The 16,942-nt window shown below is 50.7% G+C and carries 18 protein-coding genes; 12 read left to right on the top strand and 6 right to left on the bottom strand.

The annotated features are described in order from the left end of the window. Positions 1–103: 103 nt before the first annotated feature. Positions 104–1,549, top strand: a complete 1,446-nt coding sequence (gene tldD / locus A1SC_RS08565; protein WP_001517185.1) for a metalloprotease TldD — start codon at positions 104–106, stop codon at positions 1,547–1,549. A gap of 81 nt (positions 1,550–1,630) precedes the next feature. Here tldD and aaeR read toward each other — a convergent pair whose 3' ends face one another. Then, positions 1,631–2,560, bottom strand: coding sequence for an HTH-type transcriptional activator AaeR (gene aaeR / locus A1SC_RS08570; protein ID WP_000440306.1), 930 nt, complete (start codon positions 2,558–2,560; stop codon positions 1,631–1,633). 182 nt (positions 2,561–2,742) lie between these two features. Here aaeR and aaeX point away from each other — a divergent pair, with 182 nt between their 5' ends. The 4 genes from aaeX to A1SC_RS08590 all read left to right on the top strand — a co-directional run bounded on the left by aaeX (position 2,743) and on the right by A1SC_RS08590 (position 6,396). Then, positions 2,743–2,946 (top strand): p-hydroxybenzoic acid efflux pump operon protein AaeX, encoded by a 204-nt coding sequence (gene aaeX / locus A1SC_RS08575; RefSeq protein WP_000051841.1) that lies wholly within the window; start codon positions 2,743–2,745, stop codon positions 2,944–2,946. A gap of 7 nt (positions 2,947–2,953) precedes the next feature. Beyond that, the gene (gene aaeA / locus A1SC_RS08580) at positions 2,954–3,886 is read left to right on the top strand and encodes a p-hydroxybenzoic acid efflux pump subunit AaeA (protein WP_000854025.1); all 933 of its coding nucleotides are present in this window, start codon (positions 2,954–2,956) and stop codon (positions 3,884–3,886) included. Positions 3,887–3,891: 5 nt separating this feature from the next. Further along, positions 3,892–5,859 carry a p-hydroxybenzoic acid efflux pump subunit AaeB gene (aaeB, locus tag A1SC_RS08585; RefSeq protein WP_000510989.1) on the top strand — a complete coding sequence of 656 codons (1,968 nt, stop codon included), beginning with the start codon at positions 3,892–3,894 and terminating at the stop codon, positions 5,857–5,859. Positions 5,860–6,123: 264 nt separating this feature from the next. Further along, on the top strand, positions 6,124–6,396 hold the full coding sequence (locus A1SC_RS08590) for a barstar family protein (protein WP_001028998.1): 273 nt from the start codon (positions 6,124–6,126) through the stop codon (positions 6,394–6,396). 55 nt (positions 6,397–6,451) lie between these two features. Here the strand turns inward: A1SC_RS08590 and yhcN are convergent, their stop codons facing one another. Both yhcN and argR read right to left on the bottom strand, forming a co-directional pair. Beyond that, positions 6,452–6,715, bottom strand: coding sequence for a peroxide/acid stress response protein YhcN (gene yhcN / locus A1SC_RS08595; RefSeq protein WP_000695690.1), 264 nt, complete (start codon positions 6,713–6,715; stop codon positions 6,452–6,454). A gap of 361 nt (positions 6,716–7,076) precedes the next feature. After that, on the bottom strand, positions 7,077–7,547 hold the full coding sequence (gene argR, locus A1SC_RS08600) for a transcriptional regulator ArgR (RefSeq protein WP_001257843.1): 471 nt from the start codon (positions 7,545–7,547) through the stop codon (positions 7,077–7,079). Positions 7,548–7,981: 434 nt separating this feature from the next. On the opposite strand from argR, the gene mdh reads away from it, so the two are divergent. After that, entirely contained in the window at positions 7,982–8,920 is a 939-nt protein-coding gene (gene mdh, locus A1SC_RS08605; protein ID WP_001517183.1) for a malate dehydrogenase, read from the top strand. A gap of 62 nt (positions 8,921–8,982) precedes the next feature. On the opposite strand, the gene degS is transcribed toward mdh, so the two are convergent. The 3 genes from degS to zapG form a co-directional block, all read right to left on the bottom strand. Next, positions 8,983–10,050 carry an outer membrane-stress sensor serine endopeptidase DegS gene (degS, locus tag A1SC_RS08610; RefSeq protein ID WP_000497718.1) on the bottom strand — a complete coding sequence of 356 codons (1,068 nt, stop codon included), beginning with the start codon at positions 10,048–10,050 and terminating at the stop codon, positions 8,983–8,985. An 89-nt stretch (positions 10,051–10,139) separates the two neighbouring features. Then, complete coding sequence (gene degQ / locus A1SC_RS08615; protein ID WP_016262601.1) at positions 10,140–11,507, bottom strand: serine endoprotease DegQ; 1,368 nt, start codon at positions 11,505–11,507, stop codon at positions 10,140–10,142. Positions 11,508–11,661: 154 nt separating this feature from the next. Then, complete coding sequence (gene zapG, locus A1SC_RS08620; RefSeq protein ID WP_010345273.1) at positions 11,662–12,060, bottom strand: Z-ring associated protein ZapG; 399 nt, start codon at positions 12,058–12,060, stop codon at positions 11,662–11,664. A 193-nt stretch (positions 12,061–12,253) separates the two neighbouring features. On the opposite strand from zapG, the gene zapE reads away from it, so the two are divergent. From zapE to nanR, 6 genes are all read left to right on the top strand, one after another. Beyond that, positions 12,254–13,378, top strand: a complete 1,125-nt coding sequence (gene zapE, locus A1SC_RS08625; RefSeq protein ID WP_001192361.1) for a cell division protein ZapE — start codon at positions 12,254–12,256, stop codon at positions 13,376–13,378. Between the two features lie 274 nt (positions 13,379–13,652). Further along, positions 13,653–14,081, top strand: a complete 429-nt coding sequence (gene rplM, locus A1SC_RS08630) for a 50S ribosomal protein L13 (protein WP_001517180.1) — start codon at positions 13,653–13,655, stop codon at positions 14,079–14,081. 15 nt (positions 14,082–14,096) lie between these two features. Beyond that, positions 14,097–14,489 (top strand): 30S ribosomal protein S9, encoded by a 393-nt coding sequence (gene rpsI / locus A1SC_RS08635; RefSeq protein ID WP_000829818.1) that lies wholly within the window; start codon positions 14,097–14,099, stop codon positions 14,487–14,489. A gap of 394 nt (positions 14,490–14,883) precedes the next feature. Continuing rightward, on the top strand, positions 14,884–15,522 hold the full coding sequence (gene sspA / locus A1SC_RS08640) for a stringent starvation protein SspA (RefSeq protein WP_000257293.1): 639 nt from the start codon (positions 14,884–14,886) through the stop codon (positions 15,520–15,522). A gap of 5 nt (positions 15,523–15,527) precedes the next feature. Next, on the top strand, positions 15,528–16,025 hold the full coding sequence (gene sspB / locus A1SC_RS08645) for a ClpXP protease specificity-enhancing factor (protein WP_000366123.1): 498 nt from the start codon (positions 15,528–15,530) through the stop codon (positions 16,023–16,025). Between the two features lie 116 nt (positions 16,026–16,141). Continuing rightward, positions 16,142–16,924, top strand: coding sequence for a transcriptional regulator NanR (nanR, locus tag A1SC_RS08650; RefSeq protein WP_000990909.1), 783 nt, complete (start codon positions 16,142–16,144; stop codon positions 16,922–16,924). The last annotated feature ends 18 nt before the right edge of the window (positions 16,925–16,942 follow it).

Genomic DNA, 16,942 nt, shown 5'->3' with positions numbered 1-16,942 from the left:
AACCAACGAACCGGAACAAACCGCAGGCCGGATAAGGCGTTTACGCCGCACCCGGCAGCCGTAAAAAATCCTCTACCGCAGTAACTAACGAGTAGCAAAAACGATGAGTCTGAACCTGGTAAGTGAACAATTGCTAGCGGCGAACGGCCTGAAACATCAGGACTTGTTCGCGATCCTCGGTCAACTGGCCGAACGTCGCCTTGATTATGGCGATCTCTATTTTCAGTCGAGCTATCACGAGTCCTGGGTTTTAGAAGACCGCATTATCAAAGATGGTTCTTACAACATCGATCAGGGTGTTGGCGTGCGTGCAATCAGCGGTGAAAAAACCGGGTTTGCTTACGCAGACCAAATCAGCCTGCTGGCGCTGGAGCAGAGCGCGCAAGCGGCGCGCACCATCGTCCGTGATAGTGGCGATGGCAAAGTACAAACACTGGGCGCGGTAGAGCATAGCCCGCTGTATACCTCGCTTGATCCGCTGCAAAGCATGAGCCGCGAAGAGAAGCTGGATATCCTGCGCCGCGTCGATAAAGTTGCCCGCGAAGCGGACAAGCGCGTACAGGAAGTGACTGCCAGCCTGAGCGGCGTCTATGAATTAATTTTGGTCGCGGCGACTGACGGAACCCTGGCGGCGGATGTCCGCCCTCTGGTGCGTCTTTCCGTGAGCGTTCTGGTCGAAGAAGATGGTAAACGCGAACGTGGTGCCAGCGGCGGCGGCGGTCGTTTCGGTTATGAGTTCTTCCTTGCTGACCTCGATGGTGAAGTTCGCGCTGATGCATGGGCGAAAGAAGCAGTGCGTATGGCACTGGTCAATCTTTCCGCCGTTGCCGCGCCTGCGGGGACTATGCCGGTTGTTCTCGGCGCTGGCTGGCCGGGCGTGTTGTTGCATGAAGCGGTCGGTCACGGTCTGGAAGGCGACTTCAACCGCCGTGGTACATCGGTCTTTAGTGGCCAGCTCGGTGAGCTGGTGGCTTCTGAACTGTGTACCGTGGTTGATGACGGTACGATGGTTGATCGCCGTGGTTCGGTGGCGATTGATGACGAAGGCACACCAGGTCAATACAACGTGTTGATTGAGAACGGGATCCTGAAAGGTTACATGCAGGATAAACTCAATGCGCGTTTAATGGGTATGACGCCGACCGGCAATGGTCGCCGTGAATCTTACGCTCACCTGCCAATGCCGCGTATGACCAACACCTACATGCTGCCGGGTAAATCGACACCGCAGGAAATCATTGAATCCGTTGAGTACGGTATCTATGCGCCGAACTTTGGCGGCGGTCAGGTAGATATCACCTCTGGTAAATTTGTCTTCTCCACCTCAGAAGCGTATCTGATTGAAAACGGTAAAGTGACGAAGCCGGTGAAAGGCGCAACGTTGATTGGTTCCGGTATCGAAACCATGCAGCAGATTTCGATGGTGGGCAACGACCTGAAACTGGATAACGGCGTGGGTGTCTGCGGTAAAGAAGGGCAGAGCCTGCCGGTTGGCGTAGGTCAGCCGACGCTGAAAGTCGATAACCTGACTGTTGGTGGTACAGCGTAATCTGTCCAGGACGGTAAGCGTCGCATCAGGCATCGGTTGCCGGATGCGGCGTGAATGCCTTATTCGACCTGCGCTAAGGAATTACTTCTCTTTCCCACGCCCGTGCATCTCCTGAAAAAGTTTTCCTACCTCGACAAAATAATCCGTTAATGAGTTGATCACTACCTGCACCTTTAACGGCAACTTATCTTTTTCGGTATATAGCGCATAAACCGGGCGAGGATCTGACTGGTAACGCGGCAGCAGGATCTCCAGGTCCCCGCGATTGATCTCATTGATCACCCACATCAGCGGCACGTAGGCGATCCCCGCCCCAGCAGTTAGCCAGCGAACCAGCGTCATCGGATCGTTAGTGACAAATCGCCCTTGTGGGATGAGGCGCGTTGAGATCCCTTCCGGAGCGATCAGTTCAAATTCATTGTCCGGGCGCACACTGTATTCAAGCCATGAATGACTACTTAAATCGGCTGGTTTTTCCGGTACGCCATACTGTGTGAGATAGCTTTTGGCGGCGCACACCACCATTGGCATCGCGCCCAGGCGGCGGGAAAACAGGCTGGAATCTTGTAATGCGCCAACGCGGATCACCACGTCAAGGCCATCGGCAATCAGATCAGGTGCAGGAATGCCCGTGACCAGATTTACGCTTAAGCCCGGGTACTCTTTCAGCATTTTTGCCGTCAGCCCCGCGAGAACATTTTGTGCCATAGTTGAAGAACAGCCAATACGTAGCGTGCCGATGGGCGTGTTATTGAAAGCATACAGTTGCTCATGAACATCCTGCACTTCATGGAGCATCCGGCGACAGCCTTGATAGTAAATTTTACCCGCTTCGGTCAGGCCAATGCTACGCGTGCTGCGGTTTAGTAGCTTAACCTGCAACTCATCTTCCAGTTTAGATACCGTCTGACTGATGGATGATACGCTCATCTGTAACTGCCTGGCGGCGGCGGTAAAAGAGCCAAATTCAACTACTTTGGCAAAAACCGACATGCGTTTTAGTCGTTCCATTATTCACTCTGACTTAAAAGTGATTTAGATCACATAATATAGATAACAGCATAACAGTTACGCTAATATATTAAATATTAATCTACAGCAATGTTGCTCTCGCCCGGCTTTCCATGCCCTTCTCTGCGGCGACAGATGCTGAAAATAATGACGCCTGCTCTCTCTATACAACCAAGGTCAACATGAGTCTGTTTCCCGTTATCGTGGTGTTTGGGCTGTCCTTCCCACCGATATTTTTCGAATTGCTTTTATCACTGGCGATTTTTTGGCTAGTGCGCCGGGTACTTGTGCCAACAGGTATCTACGACTTTGTCTGGCATCCGGCGTTGTTCAACACCGCGCTCTATTGCTGTTTGTTTTATTTGATATCGCGACTGTTCGTTTGAGGTTGAAGTGAAAACACTAATAAGAAAATTCTCCCGTACGGCCATTACGGTCGTATTAGTCATTCTGGCCTTCATCGCGATTTTTAATGCCTGGGTCTATTACACCGAATCTCCGTGGACGCGTGACGCGCGCTTTAGCGCCGACGTGGTGGCAATTGCGCCGGATGTCTCCGGTCTCATTACCCAAGTGAATGTTCATGATAACCAGTTGGTGAAAAAAGGGCAGGTACTGTTCACCATCGACCAGCCGCGCTATCAAAAGGCGCTCGAGGAAGCACAAGCCGACGTTGCTTATTATCAGGTGCTGGCACAGGAAAAGCGCCAGGAGGCCGGACGTCGTAACCGTCTCGGCATACAGGCGATGTCTCGCGAAGAGATCGACCAGGCCAACAACGTGCTGCAAACGGTCCTGCATCAGTTAGCGAAAGCGCAGGCGACCCGCGATCTGGCAAAACTGGATCTTGAACGCACAGTGATCCGCGCGCCAGCAGATGGCTGGGTGACCAACCTCAACGTCTATACCGGTGAATTTATTACGCGGGGATCAACGGCCGTTGCACTGGTGAAACAGAACTCCTTCTATGTGTTGGCCTATATGGAAGAAACCAAACTGGAAGGTGTACATCCAGGATATCGCGCAGAGATCACGCCGCTTGGTAGCAATAAAGTGCTGAAAGGTACGGTCGATAGCGTTGCTGCCGGAGTCACTAACGCCAGCAGCACGCGTGATGACAAAGGTATGGCGACTATCGACTCTAACCTGGAGTGGGTGCGTCTGGCGCAGCGTGTTCCGGTACGTATTCGTCTCGACAACCAGCAAGATAACATCTGGCCTGCCGGGACTACCGCCACTGTGGTGGTTACGGGTAAACAAGATCGCGACGAAAGTCAGGATTCGTTCTTCCGAAAAATGGCTCATCGCCTGCGCGAGTTTGGTTAATCACGATGGGTATTTTCTCCATTGCTAACCAACATATTCGCTTCGCGGTAAAACTGGCGACCGCCATTGTGCTGGCGCTGTTTGTTGGTTTTCATTTTCAGCTTGAAACGCCACGCTGGGCGGTACTGACAGCGGCGATTGTTGCCGCAGGTCCGGCCTTTGCAGCCGGTGGAGAACCGTACTCGGGCGCTATTCGCTATCGCGGCTTTTTGCGCATCATCGGCACATTTATAGGCTGTATTGCCGGGTTGGTGATCATTATTGCGATGATCCGCGCGCCATTGTTGATGATTCTGGTGTGCTGTATCTGGGCCGGTTTTTGTACCTGGATTTCTTCGCTGGTACGAGTAGAAAACTCCTATGCGTGGGGGCTGGCGGGTTACACCGCGCTGATCATTGTGATCACCATTCAGCCGGAACCGCTACTTACGCCGCAGTTTGCTGTTGAACGTTGCAGCGAAATCGTCATGGGTATTGTGTGCGCTATTGTGGCGGATCTGCTCTTTTCTCCGCGATCGATTAAGCAAGAGGTGGATCGTGAACTGGAAAGTTTGCTGGTGGCGCAATATCAGTTAATGCAACTGTGTATCAAACATGGCGATGGTGAAGTCGTCGATAAAGCCTGGGGTGACCTGGTTCGACGCACCACGGCGCTGCAAGGAATGCGCAGCAACCTGAATATGGAATCTTCCCGCTGGGCACGCGCCAATCGACGTTTAAAAGCGATCAATACGCTGTCGCTGACGCTGATCACTCAGTCTTGCGAAACCTGGCTGATTCAGAATTCGCGCCCGGAATTGATCACAGATACTTTCCGCGAATTTTTTGACACGCCGGTAGAAACTGCGCAGGACGTCCATAAGCAGCTAAAGCGCCTGCGGAGAGTTATTGCCTGGACCGGGGAGCGCGAAACGCCCATCACCATTTATAGCTGGGTCGCGGCGGCAACGCGCTATCAGTTGCTCAAGCGAGGCGTCATCAGCAACACCAAAATCAACGCGACCGAAGAAGAGATCCTGCAAGGCGAGCCGGAAGTAAAAGTAGAGTCAGCCGAGCGTCATCATGCGATGGTCAATTTCTGGCGCACAACACTTTCCTGCATTCTGGGGACGCTGTTCTGGCTGTGGACCGGATGGACCTCTGGCAGTGGTGCAATGGTAATGATCGCAGTAGTGACCTCGCTGGCAATGCGTTTGCCTAATCCACGCATGGTAGCGATCGACTTTATCTACGGGACGCTGGCGGCGCTGCCGTTAGGGCTGCTCTACTTTTTGGTGATTATCCCCAATACCCAACAGAGTATGTTGCTGCTTTGCCTTAGTCTGGCGGTGCTGGGATTCTTCCTCGGTATCGAAGTGCAGAAACGGCGGCTGGGATCGATGGGAGCGTTAGCCAGTACCATTAACATTATTGTGCTGGATAACCCGATGACCTTTCAGTTCAGCCAGTTTCTCGACAGCGCGTTGGGGCAAATTGTCGGCTGTGTGCTGGCGTTTATTGTCATTCTTTTAGTGCGGGATAAATCGCGTGATCGAACCGGACGCGTACTGCTTAATCAGTTTGTTTCTGCTGCTGTTTCCGCAATGACCACCAATGTTGCGCGTCGTAAAGAGAACCATCTGCCGGCGCTTTATCAGCAGTTGTTTTTGCTGATGAATAAATTTCCCGGCGATTTACCGAAATTTCGCCTGGCGTTGACGATGATTATCGCACACCAGCGCCTGCGCGATGCGCCGATCCCGGTTAACGATGATTTATCGGCATTCCACCGACAAATGCGACGTACCGCGGACCACGTTATTTCTGCCCGTAGCGATGACAAACGCCGTCGTTACTTCGGGCAGTTGCTGGAAGAACTGGAGATTTACCAGGAAAAGTTACGCATCTGGCAAGCACCGCCGCAGGTTACAGAACCGGTGTATCGGCTTACCAGTATGCTCCATAAGTATCAACATGCGCTGACCGATAGTTAAGTCAAAACCGACGGCAAAAGGTGTCAGTTGATATTGCTGATATACTCCAAATTGCCTGATGCGCTACGCTTATCAGGCCTACAAAATTGCATTATATTGAATTTGCACACCCTGGTAGGCCGGATAAAGCGTTCACGCCGCATCCGACATCAACAACGCGCACTTTGTCAATCATCTGAGCCGACGCCAAAAGCGTCGGTTTTTTCATGGCTATACTTAGCGATGATCGGCAGAACTCGCCGCGAAACGTGATGGTGGCAACAGATGAATATCTATAGCTTTGATTTTGATGAGATTGAGAGTCAGGAGGACTTTTATCGCGACTTTCGCCAAACCTTTGGTCTGGCGAAAGATAAGGTACGCGATCTCGACTCTCTGTGGGATGTGTTAATGAACGATGTCCTGCCACTACCGCTGGAGATTGAGTTTGTTCATCTGGGAGAGAAAACGCGTCGCCGTTTTGGCGCGTTAATACTGTTGTTTGATGAGGCAGAAGAAGAGCTGGAAGGACATTTGCGTTTTAATGTTCGCCATTAGCGCAAAAAAAAGCCTCCGAACCGGAGGCAATCTCGTCGGACAAGACGATGAGGGTTTATTTGTACAGTTCAGCCGTGGCGTGCCAGGTATCACCGCTACGAGCTTCAGTAATCTGGTAGGCCGTTGCGCCCTTCTCTTCCGCTTTTTTGTTCAGCATTTCACGCATATCCATCGGTGAAGAGGCAACGCCACTTACGGATACAGTACCGATAGCTTCACGATTTTGTGCTTGTGCAGCATCAATGGAATCGGCAGCGAATGCACCGAAAGAGAGAACAGAAAGTACGCTTAATGCAGCAACAGTGGTTTTGATTTTCATGATTTTTACCTCGACATAATCTTTTAGTTGGGTCTTTGTTTCGTGACCCATATCACAAAATCAAGTATACACTAATTATTGAGCTAATTAATACCACGCTAACTGTTTCTATTGAATGTAAATTGTTAAAAATTTTAACCTTTATAACAAATTGGAATTAAAAATAGGGTGATTTATAGTAAATGGCATTAATTTCAATAAGATATGTTTTTTGCATAATGTGCGTTTTTTACTTTATGTATTCGATGTGTGAATTTTTTGTCTCAAGAAACGCACTATTCGTTAAATAAATGGCAGGGAAAACAAGGGGGACAGGGGACTGCAACATTTTCCCCGCCGCCAGAAGCGACGGGGCAAGAGATTAAAGCTCCTGATCGAACAGCTCTAAGATCGCTTCATACAGGTCTTTGACGGTGAAACCTTTGGCAGGGGTGGTAAAGATGGTGTCATCACCAGCAATGGTGCCAAGAATACCTTCTGCTTTGCCCAAAGAGTCCAGCAGACGCGCAATTAACTGTGCCGCGCCGGGGCTGGTATGAATCACCACAACAGCGTCGTTGTAGTCGATATCCAGCACCAGATTTTTCAGCGGGCTGGACGTGGTTGGTACGCCCAGTTCAGCAGGTAGGCAGTAAACCATTTCCATTTTGGCATTGCGGGTACGTACAGCACCAAACTTGGTCAACATCCGCGAGACTTTAGACTGATTAATATTGTCAAAGCCTTGCTCCTGCAATGCGGCGACGATTTCGCCCTGGGAGCTAAATTTCTCTTCTTTAAGTAACGCTTTAAACGCTTTAACTAATTCTTCTTGCTTAGCCGAGCTTCGCATAAGTCACCCGATATGGTGGTTGATACAACATTATTGTGCATACAGATGAATTTTTATGCAAACAGTCTGCCCTGGAGAAGGCTGAAATAATGTTATGAAAGAGCGGGATTTTATCAAATTTCGTTATTGAGAAACATGCCTGTGTCACGGCGCGTAAATTTCGCTTAAAAGTAAATTAATTGTTATCAAATTGATATTGTTTTGGCTGAACGGTAGGGTATATTGTCACCACCTGTTGGAATGTAGCTCTGATGCATAAGCGGCTGTTAATTACGTAAGTTAGCTCCCTGATTACGTCAATTAAATGCATAAACGCCAAATTTGCGTGACTACACATTCTTGAGAAGTGGTCATTGTAAACTGTGAATTTGTGGATTAAGGTCGCGGCAGCGGAGCAACATATCTTAGTTTATCAATATAATAAGGAGTTTAGGATGAAAGTCGCAGTCCTCGGCGCTGCTGGTGGTATCGGCCAGGCGCTTGCATTACTGTTAAAAACCCAACTGCCTTCAGGTTCAGAACTCTCCCTGTATGATATCGCTCCAGTCACTCCCGGTGTGGCCGTCGATCTGAGCCATATCCCTACTGCTGTGAAAATCAAAGGTTTTTCTGGTGAAGATGCGACTCCGGCGCTGGAAGGTGCGGATGTTGTTCTTATTTCCGCTGGCGTAGCGCGTAAACCGGGTATGGATCGTTCCGACCTGTTTAACGTTAACGCTGGGATCGTGAAAAACCTGGTACAGCAAGTCGCGAAAACCTGCCCGAAAGCGTGCATTGGTATTATCACTAACCCGGTTAATACCACTGTGGCTATCGCTGCAGAAGTGCTGAAAAAAGCCGGTGTTTATGACAAAAACAAGCTGTTTGGCGTCACTACGCTGGATATCATTCGTTCCAACACCTTTGTTGCGGAACTGAAAGGCAAACAACCGGGTGATGTAGAAGTGCCGGTTATTGGCGGTCACTCTGGCGTTACCATTCTGCCGTTGCTGTCGCAGGTTCCTGGCGTCAGCTTTACCGAGCAAGAAGTGGCTGATCTGACCAAACGTATCCAGAACGCGGGTACTGAAGTGGTTGAAGCGAAAGCCGGTGGCGGGTCTGCAACTCTGTCTATGGGCCAGGCGGCTGCACGTTTTGGTCTGTCTCTGGTTCGTGCGCTGCAGGGCGAAAAAGGCGTAGTAGAGTGTGCCTATGTTGAAGGTGACGGTCAGTACGCACGTTTCTTCTCTCAACCGCTGCTGCTGGGTAAAAACGGCGTGGAAGAGCGTAAATCTATCGGCACTCTGAGTGCATTTGAACAGAACGCGCTGGAAGGTATGCTCGATACGCTGAAGAAAGATATCGCTCTGGGCGAAGAGTTCGTTAATAAATAATTGATTAGTAGATAATAAAAAACCGGAGCAACGTCTCCGGTTTTTTGTGCTTAACTCCGGCCTTAATTGGTCGCCGGATATTCCTGAATCGTAACCTGCAACGTTAACTGCTTATCGTCACGCATCACTACAACCGGGATCACCGAACCAGGGCGAATTTCTGCTACCTGATCCATCGTCTCCAGAGCAGAGATGGCCGGTTTGTTATCCACAGAGATAATCAGATCGTTGACCTGGATACCCGCGTTAGCTGCCGGGCCATCAGGTGACACTTCATTAACCACGATCCCTTGCAGTTGATCGATGCCGCCACCCTGGGCGTGCAGAGGAGCAATCTCGCGTCCACCGATACCAATGTAGCCACGGATCACGCGACCATCGCGGATCAACTTATCCATAATTTTGGTCGCTAACTGGAAGGGAATTGCAAAGCCGATACCTTCCGGCGTTTCGCCATCGTTACTCTTATCAAACGACAGCGTGTTGATGCCCATCAATTCGCCCAGCGAGTTAACCAGCGCGCCGCCGGAGTTACCGTGGTTAATGGAGGCATCGGTTTGCAGGAAGTTTTGCCGTCCGGTTGGGTTCAGGCCGATTCGACCCGTGGCGCTGATAATCCCCTGAGTAATGGTTTGTCCGAGGTTGTACGGGTTACCGATCGCCAGCACCACATCGCCAATGTGCGGTACGCGACGAGCATTAATTGGGATAGTGGGTAAACCGCCAGTGGCATTAATTTTAAGCACTGCCAGATCGGTCAGAGAGTCAGATCCCACCAGTAACGCTTCAAAAACACGACCATCCTGTAAGGCGACGATGATCTGATCGGCGTCGTTGATCACGTGTTTGTTGGTGATGATATAACCGCGTTGATCCATGATCACACCAGATCCCAGCGTGCGGATCTCAAGCTGATTGTGTGAGGTCGTATTTAAACCACGGTTATAGACGTTGACTACTGCTGGCGCAGCGCGGCGAACCGCCAGATTATAGCTGGCAGGCGTCTCATCGGTACTGTCGAATTGCGGCGTGGAAAGCGGGTTAATGCTGCGCAGCGAAGGCATGGCAACCAGCAGAATAGCGCCGACAATTAATCCAATCGCAACGGAACGTAAGAGCTTCACAAACATGATGGAGGCGTCGTTAATAAAGGGAACGGCAGCAGCATACCACGAGTTAACCGGACATCACACGTCAGCCTGATGCCCGGTTTGCGACATTAACGCATTAGTAAGTAGATGCTTTCATTGCCGCGTACAATCTGCAGGGCGATGATGGCCGGTTTGGTTGCCAGCACTTTGCGCATTTCAGCAATTGAGTTCACCCGATCGCGGTTTACGCCAATGATCACATCGTCTTTTTGCAAACCAGCCTGGGCGGCAGGGCTACCTTTAACCACTTCATCGATCTTAATGCCTTTGCTGCCATCTTTTAGCTGACCATCGCTCAACGTTGCGCCTTCCAGCGCTGGTGTGATCATCTCAGCACTGGCGGATGATGAGGTGCTGGTATCGAGGGTCACTTCCACTTCCAGCGGCTTGCCGTTACGCAGCAGACCGAGCTTCACTTTCGTGCCCGGCTCGGTGGTCGCGATGCGCGAACGCAACTCGGCAAAGCTATTAAGTGGTTTGCCATTGAGGCTGGTAATAATATCACCCGCTTTCACGCCCGCTTTTGCTGAGCCAGAACCTGGTAGCACTTCGCTGACAAATGCTCCGCGTTGTACGTCAAGGTTGAAGGCTTTAGCGATATCGGCACTCATCTCTGTACCTTTGATACCTAACAGGCCGCGTTTGATTTCACCGAAGTCGATAAGTTGCTGTGCCAGGGTGCGGGCCATATTACTCGGAATGGCAAAACCAATCCCGACGCTACCACCGCCAGGAGCAAGGATTGCTGTGTTGATACCAATTAATTCACCGTTAAGGTTTAACAGCGCACCGCCGGAGTTACCACGGTTAATGGAGGCATCGGTCTGGATAAAGTTTTCCAGACCTTCAAGATTCAACCCGCTGCGACCTAATGCGGAAACAATCCCGGAGGTAGCGGTTTGCCCGAGTCCAAACGGGTTACCGACCGCGACGGCAAAATCACCGACGCGCAGTTTATCGGAGTCGGCAATGGCGATCTGCGTTAACTTGCCAGGATTCTGGATTTGCAGCAGGGCAATGTCGCTCTGGTCATCGCCGCCAATCAGCTTCGCATCAAACTCACGCCCGTCATTGAGCTGAATACTGATTTTCTGCGCCTGATTAATGACATGGTTGTTGGTCAGCACATAACCTTTACTGGCATTGATAATGACGCCGGAGCCTAAACCTTCGAAGGGTTGCGCTGGTTGATCCGGTAAATCATCACCAAAAAACTTTTTGAATTCTTCCGGAATTTTCTGCTCCTGGCTGGCGGTTCCTTCGACTCGAACGCTTACTACCGCGGGAAGCACTTTTTCCAGTATCGGGGCCAGACTGGGCAGTGGCGCTTGACCGGCAACCTGAGCGGGAATCGATGCGATGGCCTGAAACGGCGCCGAGAGAGTTAACCCGACACTTAACGCTAATGCACTCAACAGCTGGGTTTGTTTTTTCATTTATTCCTGCTCTCGTACCTGAATGATAAGAAAAAGAGATTCAAAACAGTTTGATGTTATTGAATTTTCAGATGGCTAACAATGAGACATCAAATTAAATGATAGTCGGAGGCGGGAGAAGAGGAGGGCGCAATGGCTGCGCCCGAAAAATAAATTAGTCGCGCTTCGCGCCAGTACGCAGCAGACCGGATGCGCCTTCAGAATAGTCACGCGGCATCTGCACTGGAGCCTGATCGTTGCTGGCTTCAGACTCGGCCAGACGATTGCGGAACGGGTTGGCTTCTGCGGACAGTTCCGGTAGCAGGCTGCTGGAGCTTTTCGCCATGTGTTGATATAGCTGGCGATAGTCGTGCGCCATGGTATCCAGCAATTCCGCACTGCGGGCAAAGTGGTTAACCAGCTCTTCGCGATACTCGTCCAGTTCAGCTTTATTTTTTTCCAGTTCGTACTGTAACGCCTGTTGCTGGCGTAACTTGCGATTACCAAAACGCATGGCCACAGCACCAATAATGATGCCGACGACTAACCCAATTAGCGCATATTCCCAGGTCATGAACATCTCCCGTTGTCTTTTGTTTCCGTAGGGTGTTGGCTTCAGGCTCCATGCCTGCGGCTGATTATGCCACTATAACCGTTAATTCCACAGAAGTGGAATCCCGACTGCATATCGCGTAGTGTAGAACGGCCTTTTTTTCGTCAACCGTGAACAACGGTACACCGATTATTCAAGGAATAACAATAACATCATGCAAAGCGTTACCCCGACATCGCAATACCTGAAGGCGCTCAATGAAGGCAGCCATCAACCCGACGACGTACAAAAAGAGGCTGTCAGTCGCCTGGAAATTATTTATCAGGAACTCATCAGTAGCACGCCACCAGCCGCCAGGGTGAGCGGGATAATGGCGCGGGTCGGTAAGCTGTGGGGTAAACGTGAAGATACAAGCAACGCGCCGGTGCGTGGCTTATATATGTGGGGCGGTGTAGGGCGTGGAAAAACCTGGTTGATGGATCTGTTCTATCAAAGTTTGCCGGGAGAGCGAAAACAGCGCCTGCACTTTCACCGTTTTATGCTGCGTGTGCATGAAGAATTAACCACATTGCAGGGGCAGAGCGATCCGCTTGAAATTATTGCTGATCGTTTCAAAGCTGAAACCGATGTGCTCTGTTTTGACGAATTTTTTGTCTCGGATATTACCGATGCTATGCTGCTGGGCGGCCTGATGAAAGCGTTGTTTGCTCGCGGTATAACGCTGGTGGCGACGTCAAATATTCCGCCGGATGAACTTTATCGAAATGGTTTACAACGTGCGCGTTTTCTTCCGGCTATCGACGCCATTAAACAGCATTGTGATGTGATGAACGTCGATGCTGGCGTTGATTATCGGCTGCGCACGCTCACTCAGGCGCATCTGTGGCTGTCGCCGCTCAATGATGAAACGCGTGAACAGATGGATAAGCTGTGGCTGGCACTGGCAGGTGCAAAACGAGAACAATCCCCCACACTGGAAATCAATCATCGACCGCTGGCGACAATGGGCGTAGAAAACCAGACACTGGCAGTGTCATTTATCACGCTGTGCGTCGATGCCCGTAGCCAGCATGACTATATTGCGCTCTCACGTCTGTTTCACACGGTGATGTTGTTTGATGTGCCTGTCATGACGCGGTTGATGGAGAGCGAAGCGCGGCGTTTTATTGCGCTGGTGGATGAGTTTTACGAGCGCCACGTCAAGCTGGTGGTGAGCGCGGAAGTCCCTTTGTACGAAATTTATCAGGGCGAGCGACTAAAGTTTGAGTTTCAGCGCTGTCTGTCACGTTTGCAGGAAATGCAAAGCGAAGAGTATTTGACGCGTGAGCATTTGGCGTAATTTATGCCATACGTCTTATCCTGACAGCGTACAAACAACCGCGTCATTGCTGATAAAACCTGCCACAAATCACAAAAAGGGGTCGATCTTTGACCCCGACTTCTCTATAATCCTGCGACCCCACGTTACAAGAAAGTTTTTTTCCCAAAACTTTTTGTGTGCTGGCATAGGCTATTCGAAGGGGTAGGTTTGCCGGACTTTGTCGTGTGAACCTCAACAATTGAAGACGTTTGGGTGTTCACCAACGTGTAACTATTTATTGGGTAAGCTTTTAATGAAAACTTTTACAGCTAAACCAGAAACCGTAAAACGCGACTGGTATGTTGTTGACGCGACCGGTAAAACTCTGGGCCGTCTGGCTTCCGAACTGGCTCTGCGCCTGCGCGGTAAGCATAAAGCGGAATACACTCCGCACGTAGATACTGGTGATTACATCATCGTTCTGAACGCTGACAAAGTTGCTGTAACCGGCAACAAGCGTACTGACAAAGTGTACTATCACCACACCGGTCACATCGGTGGTATCAAACAAGCGACCTTTGAAGAGATGATTGCTCGCCGTCCTGAGCGTGTGATTGAAATCGCGGTTAAAGGCATGTTGCCAAAAGGCCCGCTGGGTCGTGCTATGTTCCGTAAACTGAAAGTTTACGCGGGTAACGAGCACAACCACGCGGCACAGCAACCGCAAGTTCTTGACATCTAATCGGGATTATAGGCAATGGCTGAAAATCAATACTACGGCACTGGTCGCCGCAAAAGTTCCGCAGCTCGCGTTTTCATCAAACCGGGCAACGGCAAAATCGTTATCAACCAACGTTCTCTGGAACAGTACTTCGGTCGTGAAACTGCCCGCATGGTAGTTCGTCAGCCGCTGGAACTGGTCGACATGGTTGAGAAACTGGATCTGTACATCACCGTTAAAGGTGGTGGTATCTCTGGTCAGGCTGGTGCGATCCGTCACGGTATCACCCGCGCTCTGATGGAGTACGACGAGTCCCTGCGTTCTGAACTGCGTAAAGCTGGCTTCGTTACTCGTGACGCTCGTCAGGTTGAACGTAAGAAAGTCGGTCTGCGTAAAGCACGTCGTCGTCCGCAGTTCTCCAAACGTTAATTGCTTTCTGCTTCGGCAGAATACAATTTGCGAAAAAACCCGCTCCGGCGGGTTTTTTTATAGCTTAAGTCTGAATCTGTGTAAAAACAGAAAACGTGCTTTTTACTGCCACCCAACAGGTGGTAAAGGCAAAAACAACATCGCTGATAAGGGATTAAGTCAACCATTTCAGGCTAAGGAACATCTCTTTTTCCCCATTTCCGGCATCGACTTACCACAAAGGTCGCAAAATCTGGTAAACTATCATCCAATTTTCTGCCCAAATGTCGAGTATTGCTCATTTTTTGTTTGATTTTCGAACAGTGAAGGCAATTCCTCATTGGGTAACATAACTTCTGACCGGCCACCTGGTGGCTGGTAGCAGTAAAAATTCTGACTATACCTGGAGGTTTTCATGGCTGTCGCTGCCAACAAACGTTCGGTAATGACGCTGTTTTCCGGTCCTACTGACATCTATAGCCATCAGGTCCGCATTGTGCTGGCTGAGAAAGGTGTAAGTTTCGAGATCGAACACGTGGAAAAGGACAATCCGCCTCAGGATCTGATTGACCTCAACCCGAATCAGAGCGTTCCGACCCTGGTGGATCGTGAGCTGACCCTGTGGGAATCTCGCATCATTATGGAATACCTGGATGAGCGTTTCCCGCATCCGCCACTGATGCCTGTTTACCCGGTAGCTCGCGGTGAAAGCCGTCTGTACATGCACCGCATCGAAAAAGACTGGTACACGCTGATGAACACCATCATCAACGGTTCAGCCTCTGAAGCGGATGCCGCACGTAAGCAACTGCGCGAAGAACTGCTGGCCATCGCGCCGGTCTTCGGTCAGAAACCGTACTTCCTGAGCGATGAGTTCAGCCTGGTCGATTGCTACCTTGCTCCGCTGCTGTGGCGTCTGCCGCAACTGGGCATCGAGTTCAGCGGCCCGGGTGCGAAAGAGCTGAAAGGCTATATGACTCGTGTCTTTGAGCGTGACTCTTTCCTTGCTTCTTTAACTGAAGCAGAACGTGAAATGCGTCTGGGCCGGAGTTAATCTGTATGGATTTGTCACAGCTAACACCACGTCGTCCCTATCTGCTGCGTGCATTCTATGAGTGGTTGCTGGATAACCAGCTCACGCCGCACCTGGTGGTGGATGTGACGCTCCCTGGCGTGCAGGTTCCTATGGAATATGCGCGTGACGGGCAAATCGTACTCAATATTGCGCCGCGTGCAGTTGGTAATCTGGAACTGGCGAATGATGAAGTGCGCTTTAACGCGCGCTTTGGTGGCATTCCGCGCCAGGTTTCAGTACCGCTGGCTGCCGTGCTGGCTATCTACGCCCGCGAAAATGGCGCAGGAACGATGTTCGAGCCTGAAGCTGCCTACGACGAAGATGCCAGCATTATGAATGATGATGAAGCATCGGCAGATAATGAAACCGTTATGTCGGTCATTGACGGCGATAAGCCAGATCACGATGATGACCATCATCCTGACGATGAACCTCCGCAGCCCCCCCGCGGTGGTCGCCCGGCATTGCGGGTTGTGAAATAAATGATAAACAGGCCCATGTGGCCTGTTTTGCTATCTACCTTCTTTTCGCCTGATTTTAATACTGTGTTACGATAACTTCGCTATTATCCGTCAACATATTTTCCCAGAAGAGCCCTATGAACGCATTTGATCCGCAAGCAGAAGATTCTCCGGCTACTATCGGTCGTAACTTGCGTCGTCGTCCGCTGGCGCGTAAAAAACTCTCCGAAATGGTGGAAGAAGAGCTGGAGCAGATGATCCGCCGTCGCGAATTTGGCGAAGGTGAGCAACTGCCGTCTGAACGCGAACTTATGGCGTTCTTTAACGTTGGGCGTCCTTCGGTGCGTGAAGCGCTGGCGGCGTTAAAGCGCAAAGGTTTGGTACAAATTAATAACGGCGAACGCGCTCGCGTCTCGCGTCCTTCCGCGGATACCATCATTGGTGAGCTATCCGGTATGGCGAAAGATTTCCTTTCCCATCCTGGTGGGATAGCCCATTTCGAACAACTACGTCTATTCTTTGAGTCCAGCCTGGTGCGTTATGCGGCTGAACATGCCACCGATGAACAAATCGATTTGTTGGCAAAAGCACTGGAAATCAACAGTCAATCTCTGGATAACAACGCTGCGTTCATTCGTTCAGACGTTGATTTCCACCGCGTACTGGCGGAGATCCCTGGCAACCCGATCTTTATGGCGATCCACGTTGCTCTGCTTGACTGGCTGATCGCAGCTCGTCCGACAGTAGCTGACCAGGCGCTACACGAACATAACAACGTTAGTTATCAGCAGCATATTGCGATCGTTGACGCGATCCGGCGTCACGATCCCGACGAAGCCGATCGCGCATTGCAATCGCATCTCAACAGCGTCTCTGCCACCTGGCACGCCTTCGGGCAGACCGCAAACAAAAAGAAATAATGCCACTTTAGTGAAGCA

The sequence above is a fragment of the Escherichia sp. KTE52 genome (assembly GCF_000408325.1).
In the GTDB taxonomy this organism is placed as follows: Bacteria; Pseudomonadota; Gammaproteobacteria; order Enterobacterales; family Enterobacteriaceae; genus Escherichia; species Escherichia marmotae.
This window is presented reverse-complemented; position numbering and strand designations above follow the sequence as displayed.